We start from the raw sequence: 19,503 nt of genomic DNA, 5'->3' as shown, positions 1-19,503 counted from the left end.
GTTTTGATATGTTCAATCCAACATCAAAAGCAGGTTACTTTATGGACGAAAAACAGTTACAGGCTCTGGCTAACGAGCTGGCCAAAAATCTCAAAACCCCTGACGCTCTCAACCAGTTTGATCGCCTGCTGAAAAAGATCTGCGTTGAAGCTACCCTTAATGCTGAAATGACCCATCACCTCGGGCATGAGAAGCACCAGTCCAAATCTGGAACTAACACGCGCAATGGCTACTCCACAAAGACTGTTACCACCGGCGATGGTCCGCTGGAACTGCGTACACCACGTGATCGTGATGGTTCCTTTGAACCGCAACTGGTGAAGAAGAACCAGACCCGTATCACCGGGATGGATAACCAGATTTTATCGTTGTATGCCAAAGGGATGACCACCCGCGAAATTGCCGCTGCGTTCAAAGAGCTGTATGACGCGGATGTCTCACCCGCCCTGGTATCGAAGGTCACCGATGCCGTTATGGAGCAGGTTGTTGAATGGCAAAATCGCCCCCTGGATGCGGTTTATCCCATTGTTTACCTTGACTGTATCGTTCTGAAAATCCTGCAGGACAACCGCGTTATCAATAAGTCTGTGTTCCTGGCGCTGGGTATCAATATCGAAGGCCAGAAAGAGCTACTGGGGATGTGGCTGGCCGAAAATGAAGGCGCAAAGTTCTGGCTGAACGTGCTGACAGAACTGAAAAACCGTGGCCTGACTGACATCCTCATTGCCTGTGTGGACGGCCTGAAAGGGTTCCCGGATGCCATCAACACGGTCTACCCGGAAGCCCGCATCCAGTTGTGCATCGTGCACATGGTGCGCAACAGTCTGCGCTTCGTTGCCTGGAAGGACTATAAGGCGGTAACACGCGACCTCAAAGCAGTGTATCAGGCTCCAACCGAAGAGGCCGCGCTTCAGGCCATAGCTCAGTGGAAGGGCTACGCATAAGCCCTACCCGCGTCACCAAGCCAGTTTTGACACCGGCATCTATTCAGGAATGGAATAACGCTAAAGCAGCCTATAAGCGCGATGGTGACTTGCGCAAGGTGCGGCTTTGTTGAATAAATAGATTTTATGCTGGCAGCCCAGCGAAACGACGGATCCTCACAACGTAAAATCATGCAGTTAGGCCTCATGAGAAAAGTGTACACCTGAGATGACAAGCATTTTCAACCAAAACTGGCATGGAAAAACAGCATGATTACCTATTATTCAACAAAGCCGCAAGGTGCTTGAACGTATGGAGATGTCAGAGGAACACCGTCAGCAGCTTATTAGCGAATGCAGGGAGGCAGCGGCATGATTTGGCATGATATCCAGCAGAACACCGAGGAATGGGAAGCGCTGCGCGTAGGAAAGACCACCGCATCGAATTTCGGGTTAATCATGGCTAAGCAGGGAAAGCGTTTGGCGATCCTGCAAAGCGCTATGCGCTCCAAATTGCACTGGAGCAAATCAAAGGCTGCAAGTCGGAATTCAGCTTTTCAAATGAGCACATGGAGCGTGGTCACGAGCAGGAGGCGATAGCGCGTATGCTGTATGAGGACATGAACTTCATCAGCGTAGATAACGGCGGTTTCTTTGACCACAACACATACGGTGATAGCCCTGACGGATTAGTCGGCAGTGATGGAGTAATAGAGATTAAATCTGTTATCGCATCCACACATTACGCCACATTGCAGCGAGGTAGTTTCGACCCGTCATACCGCTGGCAGTTAATCGGCCATCTGGATTGCACCGGGCGTGACTGGGTCGATTTTGTCAGCTATTGCGCCGACTTCCCTGAAGGAAACCAGTTAATTGTATGCCGCATAAACCGTGATGATTGCATGGATGAAATTAACGCACTAAGGAAAAGGCGAGAGCAATTTTTAACACTGGTCATGGAGGTTAAGCAAAACATATTAAATCAGGTGGCAGCATGAATGCATGTACGTCGTCGGGCGGCCGTGCAATCAGGTTCAGCCTGACGCAAGGGGTAGCATGGTGGGTCGGGCAGGAATCGAACCTGCATCTTACGGTTGGGGAAAACGTACGCTCTTCCACACTGAGCTACCGACCCAATGGGCAGAATTGCTCAAAGGGCCGCGACGAGAAAAGCTTTCACAACCAGAGAGAGAATACCCAAAATTCCAGCACTCAGCATCCAGCGAATTAACTTCTGCTCGGAGCGAATACCCGCCATCTCAAGCTGTAAATCCTTGCGGACTAATTGCATATCCTTACGAACGTCAGATATCTGCGCCTCGCTCTTTTCGAAGCGATGAGCCATATCCTTACACACATCGGCTATCTCTGCGGACAGATCCTTGCAGACATCGGCGACATTCCGATTCACCTCGGCGATATCAGCCTTGGTAGCGACATCCGCCACCTCATGAGACTTGCGTACGACGAGTGAAATCGCCCTAGCCTGCTCTCTAGAGATGCCAGCAGTTTCAAGCTCTTCTGACGCCTGCAATGTATCAAATGCAACCTGGCCCATAGCGGATCCTCCTGTGTTAAGGCAAGTGTAAGCGATCTGATCGCCAACCTGCAAAATTTTACAAGTTAGCCCCCTGAGCCCGGTTTTTATGTCACTTTTTTCACCGTGTTAATTGTCCTCAGACACATATAGCCAACCGACTTAAAAATGATTACAACAGATGCCCTGATATGCGGCAAAAAAGCATAGCTGGCTGTTATCAAAATAATGTCGCTTGGCTATAAACAACCTCGGAGAGACTTAATGTACAAAATAACGGCAACTATCAAAAAGCCCGGCGGACTGGATGTTCAGTGGCTACGGTTCTCTAAGGTGAAACTCACCATGTCAGAATGCGAAAAACTGCTCTTTAAGCCTAAGGAGGCAGGTAAGTCGTTCGGGAATTAAGGTTAAACTGGAGGATTTCCGCTGCGTCAGGGGCTTTGTTGAATAAATCAGAACTTGTAACGACTGCGCCCCATACGGGTCGATTGTTACGTGATGCGAATACTGTTCGGCATTCCTAATAGCGTGATCAGGTTAAGCGCTTTGACCATGGCCATGGCTTCACCCACCTGACCATCGTAGTCTCTCAGACTTAGATAACCACCCAGAAGCCTTTTGAACCGGAACATGGCCGTTTCAGCCACTGAGCGCCGGTGATAGCCCACTTTCTTTTTCCAGATATCGTTACTACCGCTAATGCGCTGATTTGCAACAGCGTGGTTACGCTCGTGGTAGCGATCTTGCCAATATTGCGCCCCCCTTCGTGGCGGGATAAGCGGCCTTATTTTCTTCCTCAGCAGAGCATCATAGCAGTAAACTGTATCCTAAGCGCCGTTAGCCGATGCCTCTCTGATTTTCCGGTGGGTCTGGTTTATCAGCGCCGGTAGAGCTTGGGCATCAGTCGTACCACTGAGCGACAAATCCGCACAGACAATCTCATGCGTCACACTGTCTACTGCCAGGTGCAGCTTACGCCATACCCTGCGTCTGTCGGCACCATGCTGCCGGACTTTCCATTCGCCTTCGCCAAAGACCTTCAGGCCGGTTCCATCAATGACCAGATGTGAGATTTCACCACGGGTTGGCGTTTTTATGCTGATGTTCACTGTCTTTGCTCGCTTGCTGAGCAGCGAATAGTCTGGACAATGGAGCGACAATTTAATCAGTTTAAAAATCGAGTCAACAAAGCCCTGTAAAGCCCTCAATGAAAGGCCAAACACGCGTTTCATCATCAGGACTGTGGTGATGGCCATATCTGAGTAGTGGAGCGGTCGTCCACGCCGTTCAGTAGTGTTTTTTTCCGTCCATGCAGCAATGGCTGATTCATCTAGCCATACGGTTAGAGAAGCGCGCTGCTTGAGGGCCTTGTTATAAGAGGGCCAGTTGGTGATTTTAAGATTTTGTTTTGCCATGGAGAGCTGATTTTGAAACAACTGTGTTGATCTGCTCCGATGATTACCCAAAAGTTCTATTTATTCAACAAAGCCTGCGTCAGGGTGAAAAACAGGGATACGTGGTAAATAGCACAATAAATCATCCCATTGACGCAAGGAGAACCCATGCGCTATAGTCACTCTGCATCTGAAAATTCAGGTGCCGGGATTTGCAACCCGCCGAGAACCGTGTCGTAAATTGACACGCTTTTGCGTGTTTTTTTATGGGCCTTAGCAACCTTCTATGGTGGCTCAAGCAGGGGAACCGAGAGGTTCACCGGTTCACGGTATCCGGCATTGCAAACCCTGTTTGGGCTACCACCATGAGATTTGCAACTCCAGTGGTAGCAATATTTAAAATACCGTTGGAGGTCATTATGACCAACCTATCTGTCATGCCGTTCTCTTTTGAGTATCATCAAGTTCGCACTGTAATTATTGGCGGTGAGCCATGGTTTGTGGCGTTAAAAGCCGCAGCATGGTGCCGACAGACGCAGGGTATGGCGTAAGCTGCACCTGGCAGTAGACAGTGTGACGCATGAGATTGTCTGTGCGGATTTGTCGCTCAGTGGTACGACTGATGCCCAAGCTCTACCGGCGCTGATAAACCAGACCCACCGGAAAATCAGAGAGGCATCGGCTGACGGCGCTTAGGATACAGTTTACTGCTATGATGCTCTGGTGAGGAAGAAAATAAGGCCGCTTATCCCGCCACGAAGGGGGGCGCAATATTGGCAAGATCGCTACCACGAGCGTAACCCCGCTGTTGCAAATCAGCGCATTAGCGGTAGTAACGATATCTGGAAAAAGAAAGTGGGCTATCACCGGCGCTCAGTGGCTGAAACGGCCATGTTCCGGTTCAAAAGGCTTCTGGGTGGTCATCTAAGTCTGAGAGACTACGATGGTCAGGTGGGTGAAGCCATGGCCATGGTCAAAGCGCTTAACCTGATCACGCTATTAGGAATGCCGAACAGTATTCGCATCACGTAACAATCGACCCATATGGGGCGCAGTCGTTACAAGTTCTGATTTATTCAACAAAGCCCCTAACAGGATAAAGGAGCGTGAGAAGTTATTTAAACGCTTATACCGTGAAGGACTTATTCATGCAAGACGCATACGACGAACCGGTTATTTATCAATGAGGCTTTCTCACACTGGCGCATGTTATCCAAAGATAACGGTCAGAGTTGGAAAACCATGAGCCACGCCAAATACGACACCCAAATAGCAATATAATCACAGGAGCACCCCATGAATTATGCATTCGCGGGTCATGCTGCACTCATGGGGAGCTATCACCCGGAAGAAACCCAACTGGATAAATGGGTTCAATGGCTGAGAAACGGATACCGAAAGGTTATCGCTATCCTCGGGCAGCAAGGCGACCCTCTACGACCTGCATCAGTACGTTAACTAAGGCTGTTACAGCCTGAAATCACCTTCATCACTGCATACCCTGTGTGCAACCTTCACTATACCGTTTCTGAGATTCACAAATCACCCTGCCACCATGACAAATGGCGTAGCGGCTTAATTTTAGCAGAGGTCAATTATGGCATACATCACCTTATCCGAGTGGAATCGGCGGCAACCCCGTCCGCGCTGTATGGAAACCGTCAGGCGATTGGTCAGGAGCGGAATGATTTTTCCCGCACCGATACGAGATGGGCGCGAGTATCTGGTTGAGGAAAATGCCTACAAGCTCACCCAGAATAAAAACCTTCGCTCATCAGGTTACCTTCATCCCGCCCTGTTATCGAGGATAAAACATGGCACGCCGGAGAAGCCATAAGAACCGCGATTTGCCGCCAAACCTGCAACCGCGCAACGGCGGCTATTTTTGCTACCGTGACCCGCGCACCGGAAAAGAATATGGCTTGGGCCGCCATCGACAGGAGGCCATTACACAAGCCATCGCGGCTAATATGGCGATTTATGGCTCATCAAAACCATCACCGCTCGTTGACCGCATCAACGACACACAGGCGACCACAGTTAGCGAATGGACTGAACGCTATCTGACGATACTCGAAGGACGGAAACTCAAGCCGAAAACGATGAGCGAGTACCATAAATACCTGAAAGCCGTTAACGCCCATTTAGGGGAATTTGCTCTTCAGAAAGTAGAAACCAAAGACATTGCCTCGTTCCTTAATCAGTGGGTAAACGCAGGGAAAGTGACAATGGCGAACTGCATAAGAGCGTTGTTACGTGACCTGTTTCGTGAAGCGATTGCTGAGGGGGTACTCAAAAGCAATCCAGCCGAAGCCACCCGAAACCAACGTATAGACATTCAACGGGAACGCATAACCCTGGATGCGTGGAAGCTCATACGCAAGGCCGCGGATACATTACCTGCATGGGTCGGCCCCTGCCTTGATCTTGCTTTAGTCACCGGTCAACGTTTAGGTGTATTAGTCGCGACTAGATCTGACACTGGACCTTGAAAGGTTGAGAGTTACCGGTTTTGATATGGGTGTCTAATCCTTAAACAAAACGCGAGGTAACTCTCATGCTTCATACTAACAATCCCATTATCAAACACAAAGCCGGCCTGCTCAATCTCGCCGAAGAACTCGGTAACGTATCAAAAGCCTGCAAGAGCATGGGCGTGTCACGCGATACATTTTACCGTTATCAGGAACTGGCTGCTGAAGGCGCCATTGATGCGCTGGTTAACCAGAACCGCCGGGTTCCGAACCTGAAGAACCGCGCCGACGAAGCCACTGAACGCGCGGTTGTTGATTATGCTATTGAGTTCCCGCCCCATGGGCAGCACCGGACCAGTAATGAGCTGCGTAAAAAAGGCGTGTTTATCTCCGGCAGCGGCGTGCGCTCCATCTGGCAACGACACGACCTGGAGAACTTCCGTAAACGCCTGAAGGCGCTTGAGGAAAAGGTCGCCAGAGAAGGCATTGTCCTTACCGACGCTCAAATCGCAGCCTTGGAGAAGAAGGCGCACGATGATGAGGCCTGCGGTGAAATCGAGACGGCACATCCCGGGTATCTGGGCTCGCAGGACACCTTCTACGTGGGCAATCTGAAGGGGGTGGGCCGTATCTACCAGCAGACGTTCGTGGATACGTACTCGAAAGTGGCACACTGCAAGCTGTATACGAATAAAACACCGCTCACCGCCGCCGACCTGCTCAATGATAGCGTACTCCCGTTCTACGAGGCTCAGGGACTGCCGGTGCTGAGAATACTGACCGACAGGGGTACGGAGTACTGTGGTAAAGTGGAGCAGCATGATTATCAGCTTTATCTGGCTATCAACGATATCGAGCATACGAAAACGAAGGCGATGTCTCCGCAGACGAACGGCATCTGCGAGCGCTTCCATAAAACCATTTTGCAGGATTTTTATCAGGTTACGTTCGGCAAGAAGTTATATGGAGACCTGGAAAGCCTGCAGGTAGATCTGGACAACTGGTTGTGGCATTACAATAATGAGCGAACTCATCAGGGAAAAATGTGCTGCGGGCGTACGCCGATGTCCACTTTACTCGATGGAAAACGGATCAGGGCAGAAAAGAATCTGAACCAGATGTAATCTGACAGACACCTGTATAAATAATCGGTAACTGTCAGATCAGGTCTGAGCTAGTACAACTCATTGAATCATAATGACGATATTTTAATGCCGCTGTACTCCTAACAGCGAAGACCTAAAGCACTAATCTACTAATTATCATAGACTTATCGCCATCTCATGCTCAAAAAACAGGCAACAAAACACAACAATACACGACATTTTTATCAATACGTTACCGTCCATTTCGACTTGCGGACTCCCTTCCTTAGACGTGAAAAATCACATTCACCCCGAGCTGGAAATCCCGATGGCATACCCTAACCTGAGCAAGGTATACTGCGCCAATGACAACATCCTCACTCTCCCAACATGACTCCCTGTTCAAAAAGTTCCTCGGCGATATTACGGTCGCCCGAGACTTTCTGGAAATCCATCTGCCACCTCATCTGCGGGAGCGCTGCGATTTCAGCACCCTTGCGATGGAGTCAGGTAGCTTTATCGAAGACGACCTGCGCACCCAGTGTTCGGATATGCTCTATAGCCAAGCGACATTATTTTGATAACAATTAGCTGTATTTTTTTTCCACATATCAGGGCATTGGCTGTAATCATTTTTAAGTCGGTTGGCTATAGCTGTTGGCTTTTCGTTCTGTCAACTAAAAAGCGAAGGGGCCTTATCCTCAGAAACAAAAACGCGCCCTGACGGCGCGTTGTTGGCTACTGTTATCTGAAGGTTTTGGTTATGACAACTCAATATCCGCGTCTTTGACCCCAGCCGTCGTTGCTCGACGTGCTTCTCCCTTATGCTGCATCTTGTTCAGCTGGCGCTCCAGTTTCGCAAGCAGCTCATTAATGGCAGCGTACATATCTTCATGCTTGGCGCTGGCGACCAAGGGACCATTGGGCGTACTAATAGTCGCATCGGCAACAAAACCCACCGGTTCTTTGGATAAAATAATATGTGGGTTAATCAGGTGAGTTTGCCATTTATCCAGCTTGGTTAGACGGTCTTCGACATGCTGACGTATTGCGGGGGTGATTTCCATTTGCTTACTGGTAATGTTGATCGTCATATAACATACCTCTCTGCTTTTGCCGTCTCACTTAGATGACTTCAGCATAGCCGTAAATGGGATAAAAATCGTGATCTGCATAACTTTTATTTGGCTGGTCGGATCACCTCATTGCAATTTGTGAAGCGCATAGAGGAAGCGCAATGCAAGGCTTGAGACCTGATGCAACTGGTGGCATTATCAATGAGATCGATGGCTTCCAGACAAGGTCAGTGGCGGGATGATGCTCGGATACTGTTCCTGTGTTGGAATAAAAAAACGGCAAACCAAGGTTGCCGTTTTTTTATGTTTACGCGTGTGAGTAGGGGCCGTGCCGCTCTCTGGTTAAGCGGGATTGGCCTCGACGATTTTCGCGACTTTATCCGCCTGACCCAGCAGCCGGAGTTCTCTATAAGCATTTTCCATTAACGGAAGCGCTCTTTTTGTCGCTTGAGTGTCCGGGAAATCACGCATCATCTGTTCTACACGATTAACAACGGCGACGTAGGCACCGCGTTTGGTGTAATATTCCGCCACTGAAAGTTCGTATTTAGCTAAACGCTTTTTCAGGAATACCAGACGTTTGCCCGCATCCGTGGCAAACTGGCTGCGAGGATACGCTTGCAGCAACTTGCGGAAGTCACGAAAAGCCGCGCGTGCATATTGTGGATCGCGGCCAGAGCGGTCAACGCCGAAAAACCCCTGAAATGCGTTATCATCCTGAGCAATGTTGGTTAAACCACGCATGTACAGCACATAGTCCACACTTGGGTGTGTCGGGTTGAGGCGCAGGAAACGGTCAATGGAGGCTTGCGCCATCGCCAGTTCTGCGGACTTGTAATAAGCATAAATCAGGTCAAGCTGCACTTGCTGAGAATAGGGCCCGAAAGGATATCGGTTATCCAATGCTTCCAACTGCGTGATTGCTGCTTTAAAGTTACCGTCCTGCAATTTTTGTTGAGCGGTAGCATAAATTTCAGAAGGCGGACTGTCGGGAACCGTATCCTTGGAGCTGTTGGAGCAACCCGCTAGCGCCAAGCTCAACGTGGCTGCAGCCACCAGATATTTCATACGCATCATAACGTTTTGATTATCCTCAGAGTGTTATGCCGGGAGACTGGCCGTTACGCTCCCGGGTAAGACTAGCTACAATAGTACATTATTTTAAACGGCATCGCCGCGAAAACCCAAGGTTAACGAAGAAGCTGCAACTATGGCACAACAAGTACAACTCACCGCAACGGTGGCTGAGTCTCAACTCGGTCAACGGTTAGATCAGGCTTTGGCCGAATTGTTCCCTGATTATTCCCGTTCTCGCATAAAAGAATGGATTCTGGACGATCGGGTACAGATTAACGGCAATATGATAAATAAGCCAAAAGAGAAAGTGTTAGGCGGTGAAGCCATTACGATTGATGCCTTGATCAATGAAGAGGTTCGCTGGGAAGCACAAGATATCGCACTGGATATCGTTTATGAAGATCAAGACATTTTGGTGATCAATAAACCACGCGATTTGCTGGTTCACCCTGGCGCGGGCAACCCGGACGGCACCGTGCTCAATGCGTTGCTGCACCATTTTCCGGCTATTGGCGACGTTCCGCGCGCAGGCATTGTGCACCGCCTGGATAAAGACACCACGGGATTGATGGTGGTAGCGAAAACCGTGCCAGCGCAAACGCGACTGGTGGAATCGCTTCAGGCGCGTGAAATCACACGTGAGTACGAAGCCGTTGCGATTGGTCGCATGACCGCCGGAGGCACAGTCAATGAACCGATGAGCCGTCATCCTACCAAACGCACCCATATGTCGGTGCATCCTATGGGAAAACCGGCCGTTACCCATTACCGCATTATGGAGCATTTTCGCAGCCATACGCGCCTACGTCTGCGTCTTGAAACGGGTCGTACACACCAGATTCGTGTTCACATGGCGCACATCAATCATCCGCTGGTGGGCGATCAACTGTATGGCGGTCGTCCTCGCTTGCCTAAGGGGGCATCAGAGGAACTGGTGACTGCACTGCGCACGTTCGATCGTCAGGCGCTACACGCGACCATGCTACGCCTTTATCATCCCATCAGCGGGATTGAAATGGAGTGGCATGTCACCATACCACAAGATATGGTTGATTTAATTGAGGTATTAAAAGCGGATGCCGAGGCGTTCAAAGATCAATATGACTGCTGACGAGAGGCTGATGACGAGCGAACTGATACTGCCTGACTGGCCTGCACCGCAACGTGTGCGTGCCTGTAGTACCACGCGAAGGGGAGGCGTGAGCCAAACGCCCTATGATTCGTTGAATCTTGGTGCGCACGTAGGCGATCGACCAGAGGCGGTGTTAGATAATCGTCAGCGACTGGTCACGCTGGCCGATTTGCCTGCGATGCCGCAGTGGCTAAATCAAGTGCATGGAAAGGTGGTTTCATTAGCGTCTTCGGCATCAGGCGTGCCGACCGGTGATGCGGCCTACACCAACCAACCTGGTCTGGTGTGTGCGGTGATGACCGCAGACTGTTTGCCGGTGCTGTTTTGCTCGGATCGCGGTAATGAAGTGGCTGCTGCGCATGCGGGCTGGCGCGGCCTGTGTTCTGGCGTGCTGGAAGCGACATTGCGTCATTTCCGCGCCCCTGCGTCGTCCGTGATGGCATGGCTTGGGCCGGCGATCGGGCCGCAGGCGTTTGAGGTTGGCCCTGAGGTGCGTGATGCTTTTATTGAACTGCACCCTGTCGTCGCAGACGCATTTATCGCTAAGGATAACAAGTTCATTGCCGATATCTACCAGTTAGCTCGTTTGCGCTTGCAAGCTCAGGGCGTGACGAAAATTTTTGGTGGCGATGCCTGTACTGTGACTCAGGCCGACAAATTTTTCTCATATCGCCGCGATGGAATTACAGGTCGTATGGCAAGTTTAATCTGGCTGATATAACCTACTGAATTAAGACGATCCATGGCAAGTAACTGCATTCCTTCTATTATTACTGGCAAAATAATCTTGAAATTTTGAGGGATGACCTCATTTAATCTCCAGTAGCAATTTTGACCAGTATGTATGGGAGGAGTTATGCGTCTGGATCGTCTTACCAATAAATTCCAGCTTGCCCTTGCGGATGCGCAATCTCTAGCGCTCGGCAAGGATCATCAGTTTATCGACCCGTTACACGTCATGAGTGCGCTGTTGCAGCAGGAGGGCGGTACGGTCAGCCCGCTGTTGACCACGGTAGGTGTAAACGCTGTTCGTCTGAAAGCGGACATAGAACAGGCCGTCGCGCGTTTACCGCAAGTGCAGGGCGTTGATGGCGATGTGCAACCCTCCAATGAATTCGTCCGTACGCTCAATCTGTGTGACAAGATTGCACAGAAGCGCGGCGACGCGTTTATCTCTTCCGAACTGTTTTTACTGGCGGCGTTGGGTACTCGCGGCACGTTGAGCGATCTCTTGGCGCGTACAGGGGCAACTAAAGAAGCCGTCTCTAAAGCCATTGATCAGATACGTGGTGGTGAACAGGTGAACGATCAAAATGCGGAAGATCAGCGACAAGCGCTAAAGAAATTCACCATCGATTTAACCGAACGCGCTGAACAGGGCAAATTGGACCCGGTCATTGGCCGTGATGAAGAAATCCGCAGAACTATTCAGGTGCTGCAACGCCGTACTAAAAATAACCCGGTGCTGATCGGTGAACCTGGCGTCGGGAAAACGGCAATTGTAGAAGGATTAGCTCAGCGTATCGTTAACGGTGAAGTGCCTGAAGGGCTTAAACACAAGCGCGTACTGTCGTTAGACATGGGAGCATTGATTGCCGGTGCTAAATACCGTGGTGAATTCGAAGAACGTCTGAAAGGGGTACTTAACGATCTGGCAAAACAGGAAGGCAGCATCATCTTGTTTATCGATGAGTTGCATACCATGGTTGGCGCGGGCAAAGCTGACGGTGCAATGGATGCGGGTAACATGCTCAAGCCTGCATTGGCGCGCGGGGAGTTGCATTGCGTTGGCGCGACAACGCTGAACGAATACCGGCAATACATTGAGAAAGACGCTGCGCTGGAACGCCGATTCCAAAAGGTGTTTGTGGCGGAACCCAATGTTGAAGACACGATCGCGATTCTGCGTGGGCTTAAAGAACGTTATGAATTGCACCATCATGTGCAGATCACTGACCCGGCGATTGTGGCGGCGGCCATGTTGTCGCACCGCTACATTGCCGACAGGCAACTGCCGGATAAGGCCATTGACCTGATTGATGAAGCGGCATCAAGCATTCGTATGCAGATGGATTCGAAACCGGAATCTCTGGATCGTCTGGACAGGCGTATCATCCAGTTAAAGCTGGAACAGCAGGCGCTGAAAAAAGAGTCCGATGAGGCCAGTCAAAAGCGACTGTCTTTGTTAAACGAAGAGCTTGAGCAGAAAGAGCGCGACTACTCCAAACTTGAAGAAGAGTGGAAAGCGGAGAAAGCCTCTCTCAGTGGTACGCAAAATATCAAGGCCGCATTGGAACAAGCGAAGATCGAACTGGAGCAGGCACGTCGTCAGGGCGATCTCGCTCGCATGTCGGAGTTGCAGTATGGGCGCTTGCCCGAGCTTGAAAAACAGCTAGCGGCGACGACGCTGGCGGAAGGGAAAACCATGCACCTGTTACGCAACAAAGTGACCGATGCTGAAATTGCCGAAGTGCTAGCTAGATGGACGGGAATTCCCGTTGTGCGCATGTTGGAAAGCGAACGAGACAAGCTGCTGCGTATGGAGCAAGAACTTCATCAGCGCGTTATCGGGCAAGATGAGGCGGTCAGCGCCGTGGCGAACTCGATTTGTCGCAGTCGTGCAGGCCTTTCCGATCCTAATCGACCCATTGGATCGTTCTTGTTCCTAGGGCCAACCGGGGTGGGAAAAACTGAACTGTGTAAAACGCTGGCGGCCTTCTTGTTCGACAGCGATGATGCTATGGTTCGCATCGACATGTCTGAATTTATGGAAAAGCACTCAGTGTCTCGTTTGGTCGGCGCACCTCCGGGATACGTGGGGTATGAGGAAGGAGGGGATCTCACCGAAGCGGTTCGGCGCCGTCCCTATTCCGTGATCCTGCTTGATGAAGTTGAAAAAGCCCATCCAGATGTATTCAACATTCTGTTGCAGGTGCTTGACGATGGCCGCTTGACGGATGGGCAAGGCAGAACGGTGGATTTCCGTAATACAGTTATCGTGATGACCTCGAACTTGGGTTCCGATCTCATTCAGGAACATTTCGGTGAAGTGGATTATGTCGGGATGCGTGACATGGTTATGGATGTGGTCAGCCATCGTTTCCGTCCGGAGTTTATCAACCGTATTGATGAAGTCGTGGTATTCCACCCATTGGGTCAGGCACACATCATGTCCATCGCGCGTATTCAGTTGCAGCGGTTGTACAAGCGGCTGGAAGAACGTGGCTATCAGGTCACGATGACCGAGGCCGCATTGGAACAATTGGGGCTAAGTGGTTTTGACCCGGTTTACGGTGCTCGACCGCTCAAACGTGCTATCCAGCAGCAGATTGAAAATCCGCTGGCCCAGGAAATCCTTTCGGGCAAATTGATTCCGGGGAAACCGGTCACCTTGGATGTTGAGGGCAGTGAAAAGCATATTGTTGCTAGGCAGTGATTAACATCATGTTTTATATGGTGAAAGTATTAAGCGACACAGACGTGCCGCTTTTTTTATACAGAGTGGTTGTGTTAAAAATAAGCGCTTGGAATTTTTTTTGCATTTAGCGCTTGTCAGCGCGAAAGAACTCCCTATAATGCGCCTCCACTGACACGGCAACAGCGACACGCAGTTGCGGTAACAGTCGGAAAGTTAAACGAGAAATTGAAAAAATTAACGTTGACTTTTCAGCGGTGCAGCGTAGTATGCCCCTCCCGCGCCACGGTAGATGTGGCAACGCTCTTTAACAATTAATCAGACAATCTGTGTGGGCACTCACAGGACTTTATCGTAAAGCCTTCGGGCTTAAAAAAATAAAAGTCTTGAAGAGTGAACAACAGTTAATTCATTACGAACTGACAGTAATAATTCTTTGAGCATCGCTTCTCGAGTAGAAGCAAATCAAACTTTAAATTGAAGAGTTTGATCATGGCTCAGATTGAACGCTGGCGGCAGGCCTAACACATGCAAGTCGAGCGGTAGCACAAGAGAGCTTGCTCTCTGGGTGACGAGCGGCGGACGGGTGAGTAATGTCTGGGAAACTGCCTGATGGAGGGGGATAACTACTGGAAACGGTAGCTAATACCGCATAACGTCGCAAGACCAAAGTGGGGGACTTTCGGGCCTCACGCCATCAGATGTGCCCAGATGGGATTAGCTAGTAGGTGAGGTAATGGCTCACCTAGGCGACGATCCCTAGCTGGTCTGAGAGGATGACCAGCCACACTGGAACTGAGACACGGTCCAGACTCCTACGGGAGGCAGCAGTGGGGAATATTGCACAATGGGCGCAAGCCTGATGCAGCCATGCCGCGTGTGTGAAGAAGGCCTTCGGGTTGTAAAGCACTTTCAGCGAGGAGGAAGGCAGCAAGGTTAATAACCTTGCTGATTGACGTGACTCGCAGAAGAAGCACCGGCTAACTCCGTGCCAGCAGCCGCGGTAATACGGAGGGTGCAAGCGTTAATCGGAATGACTGGGCGTAAAGCGCACGCAGGCGGTTTGTTAAGTTGGATGTGAAATCCCCGGGCTTAACCTGGGAACTGCATTCAAAACTGGCAAGCTAGAGTCTCGTAGAGGGGGGTAGAATTCCAGGTGTAGCGGTGAAATGCGTAGAGATCTGGAGGAATACCGGTGGCGAAGGCGGCCCCCTGGACGAAGACTGACGCTCAGGTGCGAAAGCGTGGGGAGCAAACAGGATTAGATACCCTGGTAGTCCACGCTGTAAACGATGTCGATTTGGAGGTTGTGCCCTTGAGGCGTGGCTTCCGGAGCTAACGCGTTAAATCGACCGCCTGGGGAGTACGGCCGCAAGGTTAAAACTCAAATGAATTGACGGGGGCCCGCACAAGCGGTGGAGCATGTGGTTTAATTCGATGCAACGCGAAGAACCTTACCTACTCTTGACATCCAGAGAACTTTGTAGAGATACGAAGGTGCCTTCGGGAACTCTGAGACAGGTGCTGCATGGCTGTCGTCAGCTCGTGTTGTGAAATGTTGGGTTAAGTCCCGCAACGAGCGCAACCCTTATCCTTTGTTGCCAGCGATTCGGTCGGGAACTCAAAGGAGACTGCCAGTGATAAACTGGAGGAAGGTGGGGATGACGTCAAGTCATCATGGCCCTTACGAGTAGGGCTACACACGTGCTACAATGGCGTATACAAAGAGAAGCGACCTCGCGAGAGTAAGCGGACCTCATAAAGTACGTCGTAGTCCGGATTGGAGTCTGCAACTCGACTCCATGAAGTCGGAATCGCTAGTAATCGTAGATCAGAATGCTACGGTGAATACGTTCCCGGGCCTTGTACACACCGCCCGTCACACCATGGGAGTGGGTTGCAAAAGAAGTAGGTAGCTTAACCTTCGGGAGGGCGCTTACCACTTTGTGATTCATGACTGGGGTGAAGTCGTAACAAGGTAACCGTAGGGGAACCTGCGGTTGGATCACCTCCTTACCTGATGGTACTGATTCTGTGAAGTGTCCACACAGATTGTCTGATGAAAATGCTGAGCAAAAAGCACCTGTTGATGAATGAGTCTCTGACTCATGCTGATACGAACCGATTAGAGCAGTTGAGTTAATCGGGTTTTCGTGTCCCCATCGTCTAGAGGCCTAGGACACTGCCCTTTCACGGCTGTAACAGGGGTTCGAATCCCCTTGGGGACGCCAACCGATAATGAGTGAAAGACATTATCACCGGTTCTGCGCAACCGACAATAACGTAAAGATGACTTACGAGTCGTGTTTACGATATTTGCTCTTTAACAATCTGGAACAAGCTGAAAATTGAAACGAGCAATATTGGCTCACTACCAATATTGTGATTCTCTCAAGCTTTCACACCCGAGACATTTTCGGGTTGTGAGGTTAAGTGAATAAGCGTACACGGTGGATGCCTAGGCAGTCAGAGGCGATGAAGGGCGTGCTAATCTGCGAAAAGCGTCGGCAAGCTGATATGAAGCGTTATAACCGACGATACCCGAATGGGGAAACCCAGTGCAATTCGTTGCACTATCATGTCATGAATACATAGTGGCATGAGGCGAACCGGGGGAACTGAAACATCTCAGTACCCCGAGGAAAAGAAATCAACCGAGATTCCCCCAGTAGCGGCGAGCGAACGGGGAAGAGCCCAGAGTCTGAATCAGCTTGTGTGTCAGTGGAAGCGTCTGGAAAGTCGCACAGTAAAGGGTGATAGTCCCGTACACGAAGACGCACAGGTTGTGAGCTCGATGAGTAGGGCGGGACACGTGTTATCCTGTCTGAATATGGGGGGACCATCCTCCAAGGCTAAATACTCCTGACTGACCGATAGTGAACCAGTACCGTGAGGGAAAGGCGAAAAGAACCCCGGCGAGGGGAGTGAAACAGAACCTGAAACTGTGTACGTACAAGCAGTGGGAGCATCCTTCGGGGTGTGACTGCGTACCTTTTGTATAATGGGTCAGCGACTTATATTCTGTAGCAAGGTTAACCGCATAGGGGAGCCGCAGGGAAACCGAGTCTTAACTGGGCGTTAAGTTGCAGGGTATAGACCCGAAACCCGGTGATCTAGCCATGGGCAGGTTGAAGGTTGGGTAACACTAACTGGAGGACCGAACCGACTAATGTTGAAAAATTAGCGGATGACTTGTGGCTGGGGGTGAAAGGCCAATCAAACCGGGAGATAGCTGGTTCTCCCCGAAAGCTATTTAGGTAGCGCCTCGTGAATTCATCTTCGGGGGTAGAGCACTGTTTCGGCTAGGGGGTCATCCCGACTTACCAACCCGATGCAAACTACGAATACCGAAGAATGTTATCACGGGAGACACACGGCGGGTGCTAACGTTCGTCGTGAAGAGGGAAACAACCCAGACCGCCAGCTAAGGTCCCAAAGTCATGGTTAAGTGGGAAACGATGTGGGAAGGCATAGACAGCCAGGATGTTGGCTTAGAAGCAGCCATCATTTAAAGAAAGCGTAATAGCTCACTGGTCGAGTCGGCCTGCGCGGAAGATGTAACGGGGCTAAACCATGCACCGAAGCTGCGGCAGCGACACTTAGTGTTGTTGGGTAGGGGAGCGTTCTGTAAGCCGTTGAAGGTGAACTGTGAGGTTTGCTGAAGGTATCAGAAGTGCGAATGCTGACATAAGTAACGATAAAGCGGGTGAAAAGCCCGCTCGCCGGAAGACCAAGGGTTCCTGTCCAACGTTAATCGGGGCAGGGTGAGTCGACCCCTAAGGCGAGGCCGAAAGGCGTAGTCGATGGGAAACAGGTTAATATTCCTGTACTTGGTGTTACTGCGAAGGGGGGACGGAGAAGGCTATGTCATCCGGGCGACGGTTGTCCCGGTTTAAGCGTGTAGGTGGGTGACTTTGGTAAATCCGGGTTGCTATTAAACACTGAGGCGTGATGACGAGGTACTACGGTACTGAAGTAACAGATGCCCAGCTTCCAGGAAAAGCCTCTAAGCATCAGGTAACATTGGATCGTACCCCAAACCGACACAGGTGGTCAGGTAGAGAATACCAAGGCGCTTGAGAGAACTCGGGTGAAGGAACTAGGCAAAATGGTGCCGTAACTTCGGGAGAAGGCACGCTGTGCGAGGTGTAGGGACTTGCTCCTGAAGCTTTGCGCAGTCGCAGATACCAGCTGGCTGCAACTGTTTAATAAAAACACAGCACTGTGCAAACACGAAAGTGGACGTATACGGTGTGACGCCTGCCCGGTGCTGGAAGGTTAATTGATGGGGTTATCCGCAAGGAGAAGCTCTTGATCGAAGCCCCAGTAAACGGCGGCCGTAACTATAACGGTCCTAAGGTAGCGAAATTCCTTGTCGGGTAAGTTCCGACCTGCACGAATGGCGTAATGATGGCCAGGCTGTCTCCACCCGAGACTCAGTGAAATTGAACTCGCTGTGAAGATGCAGTGTACCCGCGGCAAGACGGAAAGACCCCGTGAACCTTTACTATAGCTTGACACTGAACCTTGAGCCTTGATGTGTAGGATAGGTGGGAGGCTTTGAAGTGTGGACGCCAGTCTGCATGGAGCCAACCTTGAAATACCACCCTTTAATGTTTGATGTTCTAACCTGGGTCCGTAATCCGGACTGGGGACAGTGTCTGGTGGGTAGTTTGACTGGGGCGGTCTCCTCCCAAAGAGTAACGGAGGAGCACGAAGGTTAGCTAATCCTGGTCGGACATCAGGAGGTTAGTGCAAAGGCATAAGCTAGCTTGACTGCGAGAGTGACGGCTCGAGCAGGTACGAAAGTAGGTCTTAGTGATCCGGTGGTTCTGAATGGAAGGGCCATCGCTCAACGGATAAAAGGTACTCCGGGGATAACAGGCTGATACCGCCCAAGAGTTCATATCGACGGCGGTGTTTGGCACCTCGATGTCGGCTCATCACATCCTGGGGCTGAAGTAGGTCCCAAGGGTATGGCTGTTCGCCATTTAAAGTGGTACGCGAGCTGGGTTTAGAACGTCGTGAGACAGTTCGGTCCCTATCTGCCGTGGGCGTTGGAGAATTGGGGGGGGTTGCTCCTAGTACGAGAGGACCGGAGTGAACGCACCACTGGTGTTCGGGTTGTCATGCCAATGGCATTGCCCGGTAGCTACGTGCGGAAGAGATAAGTGCTGAAAGCATCTAAGCACGAAACTTGCCCCGAGATGAGTTCTCCCTTGTCCCTAGAGGACGCTGAAAGGCCGTTGAAGACGACGACGTAGATAGGCTGGGTGTGTAAGTGCAGCGATGCATTGAGCTAACCAGTACTAATGACCTGTGAGGCTTAACCTTACAACGCCGAAGGTGTTTTGGTGTTGGTGTAGAGAATCAGAACTCGTGAA

At 50.7% G+C, this 19,503-nt stretch carries 15 protein-coding genes, 2 tRNA genes, 2 rRNA genes and 4 pseudogenes; 18 read left to right on the top strand and 5 right to left on the bottom strand.

What is annotated here, in order from left to right; translation table 11 throughout:
- Positions 1 to 41: 41 nt before the first annotated feature.
- The 3 genes and pseudogenes from ACD630_RS24530 to ACD630_RS24520 form a co-directional block, all read left to right on the top strand.
- Positions 42 to 920: pseudogene (locus tag ACD630_RS24530) on the top strand (IS256 family transposase); the annotation flags it as partial.
- Between the two features lie 375 nt (positions 921 to 1,295).
- On the top strand, positions 1,296 to 1,523 hold the full coding sequence (locus tag ACD630_RS24525; RefSeq protein WP_430360951.1) for a hypothetical protein: 228 nt from the start codon (positions 1,296 to 1,298) through the stop codon (positions 1,521 to 1,523).
- Complete coding sequence (locus ACD630_RS24520; RefSeq protein ID WP_430361276.1) at positions 1,436 to 1,924, top strand: YqaJ viral recombinase family protein; 489 nt, start codon at positions 1,436 to 1,438, stop codon at positions 1,922 to 1,924. Before ACD630_RS24525 ends, ACD630_RS24520 begins: the two co-directional genes overlap by 88 nt.
- A gap of 59 nt (positions 1,925 to 1,983) precedes the next feature.
- Here ACD630_RS24520 and ACD630_RS24515 read toward each other — a convergent pair.
- Positions 1,984 to 2,061 (bottom strand) — tRNA-OTHER (locus ACD630_RS24515).
- Between the two features lie 15 nt (positions 2,062 to 2,076).
- Entirely contained in the window at positions 2,077 to 2,484 is a 408-nt protein-coding gene (locus ACD630_RS24510; protein ID WP_430360950.1) for a hypothetical protein, read from the bottom strand.
- A 207-nt stretch (positions 2,485 to 2,691) separates the two neighbouring features.
- Between ACD630_RS24510 and ACD630_RS24505 the strand changes: the two genes are divergently transcribed.
- Positions 2,692 to 2,871, top strand: a complete 180-nt coding sequence (locus ACD630_RS24505; RefSeq protein ID WP_430360949.1) for a DUF1187 family protein — start codon at positions 2,692 to 2,694, stop codon at positions 2,869 to 2,871.
- 86 nt (positions 2,872 to 2,957) lie between these two features.
- Here the strand turns inward: ACD630_RS24505 and ACD630_RS24500 are convergent.
- Positions 2,958 to 3,881: pseudogene (locus tag ACD630_RS24500) on the bottom strand (IS5 family transposase).
- Positions 3,882 to 4,225: 344 nt separating this feature from the next.
- On the opposite strand from ACD630_RS24500, the gene ACD630_RS24495 reads away from it, so the two are divergent.
- The 8 genes and pseudogenes from ACD630_RS24495 to ACD630_RS24460 all read left to right on the top strand — a co-directional run.
- Entirely contained in the window at positions 4,226 to 4,411 is a 186-nt protein-coding gene (locus ACD630_RS24495; protein ID WP_430360948.1) for a hypothetical protein, read from the top strand.
- Positions 4,377 to 4,892: pseudogene (locus ACD630_RS24490) on the top strand (IS5 family transposase); the annotation flags it as partial. The gene ACD630_RS24495 and the pseudogene ACD630_RS24490, both read left to right, overlap by 35 nt.
- Positions 4,893 to 5,039: 147 nt before the next feature.
- Entirely contained in the window at positions 5,040 to 5,141 is a 102-nt protein-coding gene (locus ACD630_RS24485) for a hypothetical protein (RefSeq protein ID WP_430361275.1), read from the top strand.
- Positions 5,142 to 5,156: 15 nt separating this feature from the next.
- Positions 5,157 to 5,318, top strand: coding sequence for a protease FtsH-inhibitory lysogeny factor CIII (locus ACD630_RS24480; RefSeq protein WP_430360947.1), 162 nt, complete (start codon positions 5,157 to 5,159; stop codon positions 5,316 to 5,318).
- 139 nt (positions 5,319 to 5,457) lie between these two features.
- Positions 5,458 to 5,697: an excisionase gene (locus ACD630_RS24475; protein WP_430360946.1), complete on the top strand. Its 240-nt coding sequence runs from the start codon at positions 5,458 to 5,460 to the stop codon at positions 5,695 to 5,697.
- On the top strand, positions 5,675 to 6,352 hold the full coding sequence (locus ACD630_RS24470) for a phage integrase Arm DNA-binding domain-containing protein (RefSeq protein WP_430360945.1): 678 nt from the start codon (positions 5,675 to 5,677) through the stop codon (positions 6,350 to 6,352). Before ACD630_RS24475 ends, ACD630_RS24470 begins: the two co-directional genes overlap by 23 nt.
- A 65-nt stretch (positions 6,353 to 6,417) precedes the next feature.
- Positions 6,418 to 7,458 (top strand): IS481 family transposase, encoded by a 1,041-nt coding sequence (locus tag ACD630_RS24465; RefSeq protein WP_430360944.1) that lies wholly within the window; start codon positions 6,418 to 6,420, stop codon positions 7,456 to 7,458.
- Positions 7,459 to 7,784: 326 nt separating this feature from the next.
- Positions 7,785 to 7,991 (top strand): annotated as a pseudogene (locus ACD630_RS24460) (Rpn family recombination-promoting nuclease/putative transposase); the annotation flags it as partial.
- A gap of 189 nt (positions 7,992 to 8,180) precedes the next feature.
- Here ACD630_RS24460 and raiA read toward each other — a convergent pair.
- Together raiA and bamD are read right to left on the bottom strand one after the other, a co-directional pair.
- On the bottom strand, positions 8,181 to 8,513 hold the full coding sequence (gene raiA / locus ACD630_RS24455) for a ribosome-associated translation inhibitor RaiA (RefSeq protein WP_264626123.1): 333 nt from the start codon (positions 8,511 to 8,513) through the stop codon (positions 8,181 to 8,183).
- A gap of 324 nt (positions 8,514 to 8,837) precedes the next feature.
- Positions 8,838 to 9,572: an outer membrane protein assembly factor BamD gene (gene bamD, locus ACD630_RS24450; protein WP_430360943.1), complete on the bottom strand. Its 735-nt coding sequence runs from the start codon at positions 9,570 to 9,572 to the stop codon at positions 8,838 to 8,840.
- Positions 9,573 to 9,705: 133 nt separating this feature from the next.
- Between bamD and rluD the strand changes: the two genes are divergently transcribed.
- From rluD to ACD630_RS24420, 6 genes are all read left to right on the top strand, one after another.
- Positions 9,706 to 10,683, top strand: coding sequence for a 23S rRNA pseudouridine(1911/1915/1917) synthase RluD (gene rluD / locus ACD630_RS24445; protein WP_430360942.1), 978 nt, complete (start codon positions 9,706 to 9,708; stop codon positions 10,681 to 10,683).
- Positions 10,684 to 10,693: 10 nt separating this feature from the next.
- Complete coding sequence (yfiH, locus tag ACD630_RS24440) at positions 10,694 to 11,425, top strand: purine nucleoside phosphorylase YfiH (RefSeq protein WP_430360941.1); 732 nt, start codon at positions 10,694 to 10,696, stop codon at positions 11,423 to 11,425.
- 135 nt (positions 11,426 to 11,560) lie between these two features.
- Positions 11,561 to 14,140: an ATP-dependent chaperone ClpB gene (gene clpB, locus ACD630_RS24435; RefSeq protein ID WP_430360940.1), complete on the top strand. Its 2,580-nt coding sequence runs from the start codon at positions 11,561 to 11,563 to the stop codon at positions 14,138 to 14,140.
- 453 nt (positions 14,141 to 14,593) lie between these two features.
- Positions 14,594 to 16,135, top strand: a 16S ribosomal RNA gene (locus tag ACD630_RS24430).
- 139 nt (positions 16,136 to 16,274) lie between these two features.
- Positions 16,275 to 16,350, top strand: a tRNA-Glu gene (locus ACD630_RS24425).
- 196 nt (positions 16,351 to 16,546) lie between these two features.
- Positions 16,547 to 19,453: ribosomal RNA gene (locus ACD630_RS24420) — 23S ribosomal RNA — on the top strand.
- The 16S and 23S rRNA genes sit together here with 1 tRNA gene alongside, the layout of an rRNA operon.
- Positions 19,454 to 19,503 lie beyond the last annotated feature (50 nt).

It is taken from the genome of Symbiopectobacterium sp. RP (assembly GCF_050472005.1).
In the GTDB taxonomy this organism is placed as follows: domain Bacteria; phylum Pseudomonadota; class Gammaproteobacteria; order Enterobacterales; family Enterobacteriaceae; genus Symbiopectobacterium.
The sequence above is the reverse complement of the archived record's forward strand: the minus strand, read 5'-3'. Positions and strand labels throughout refer to the sequence as shown.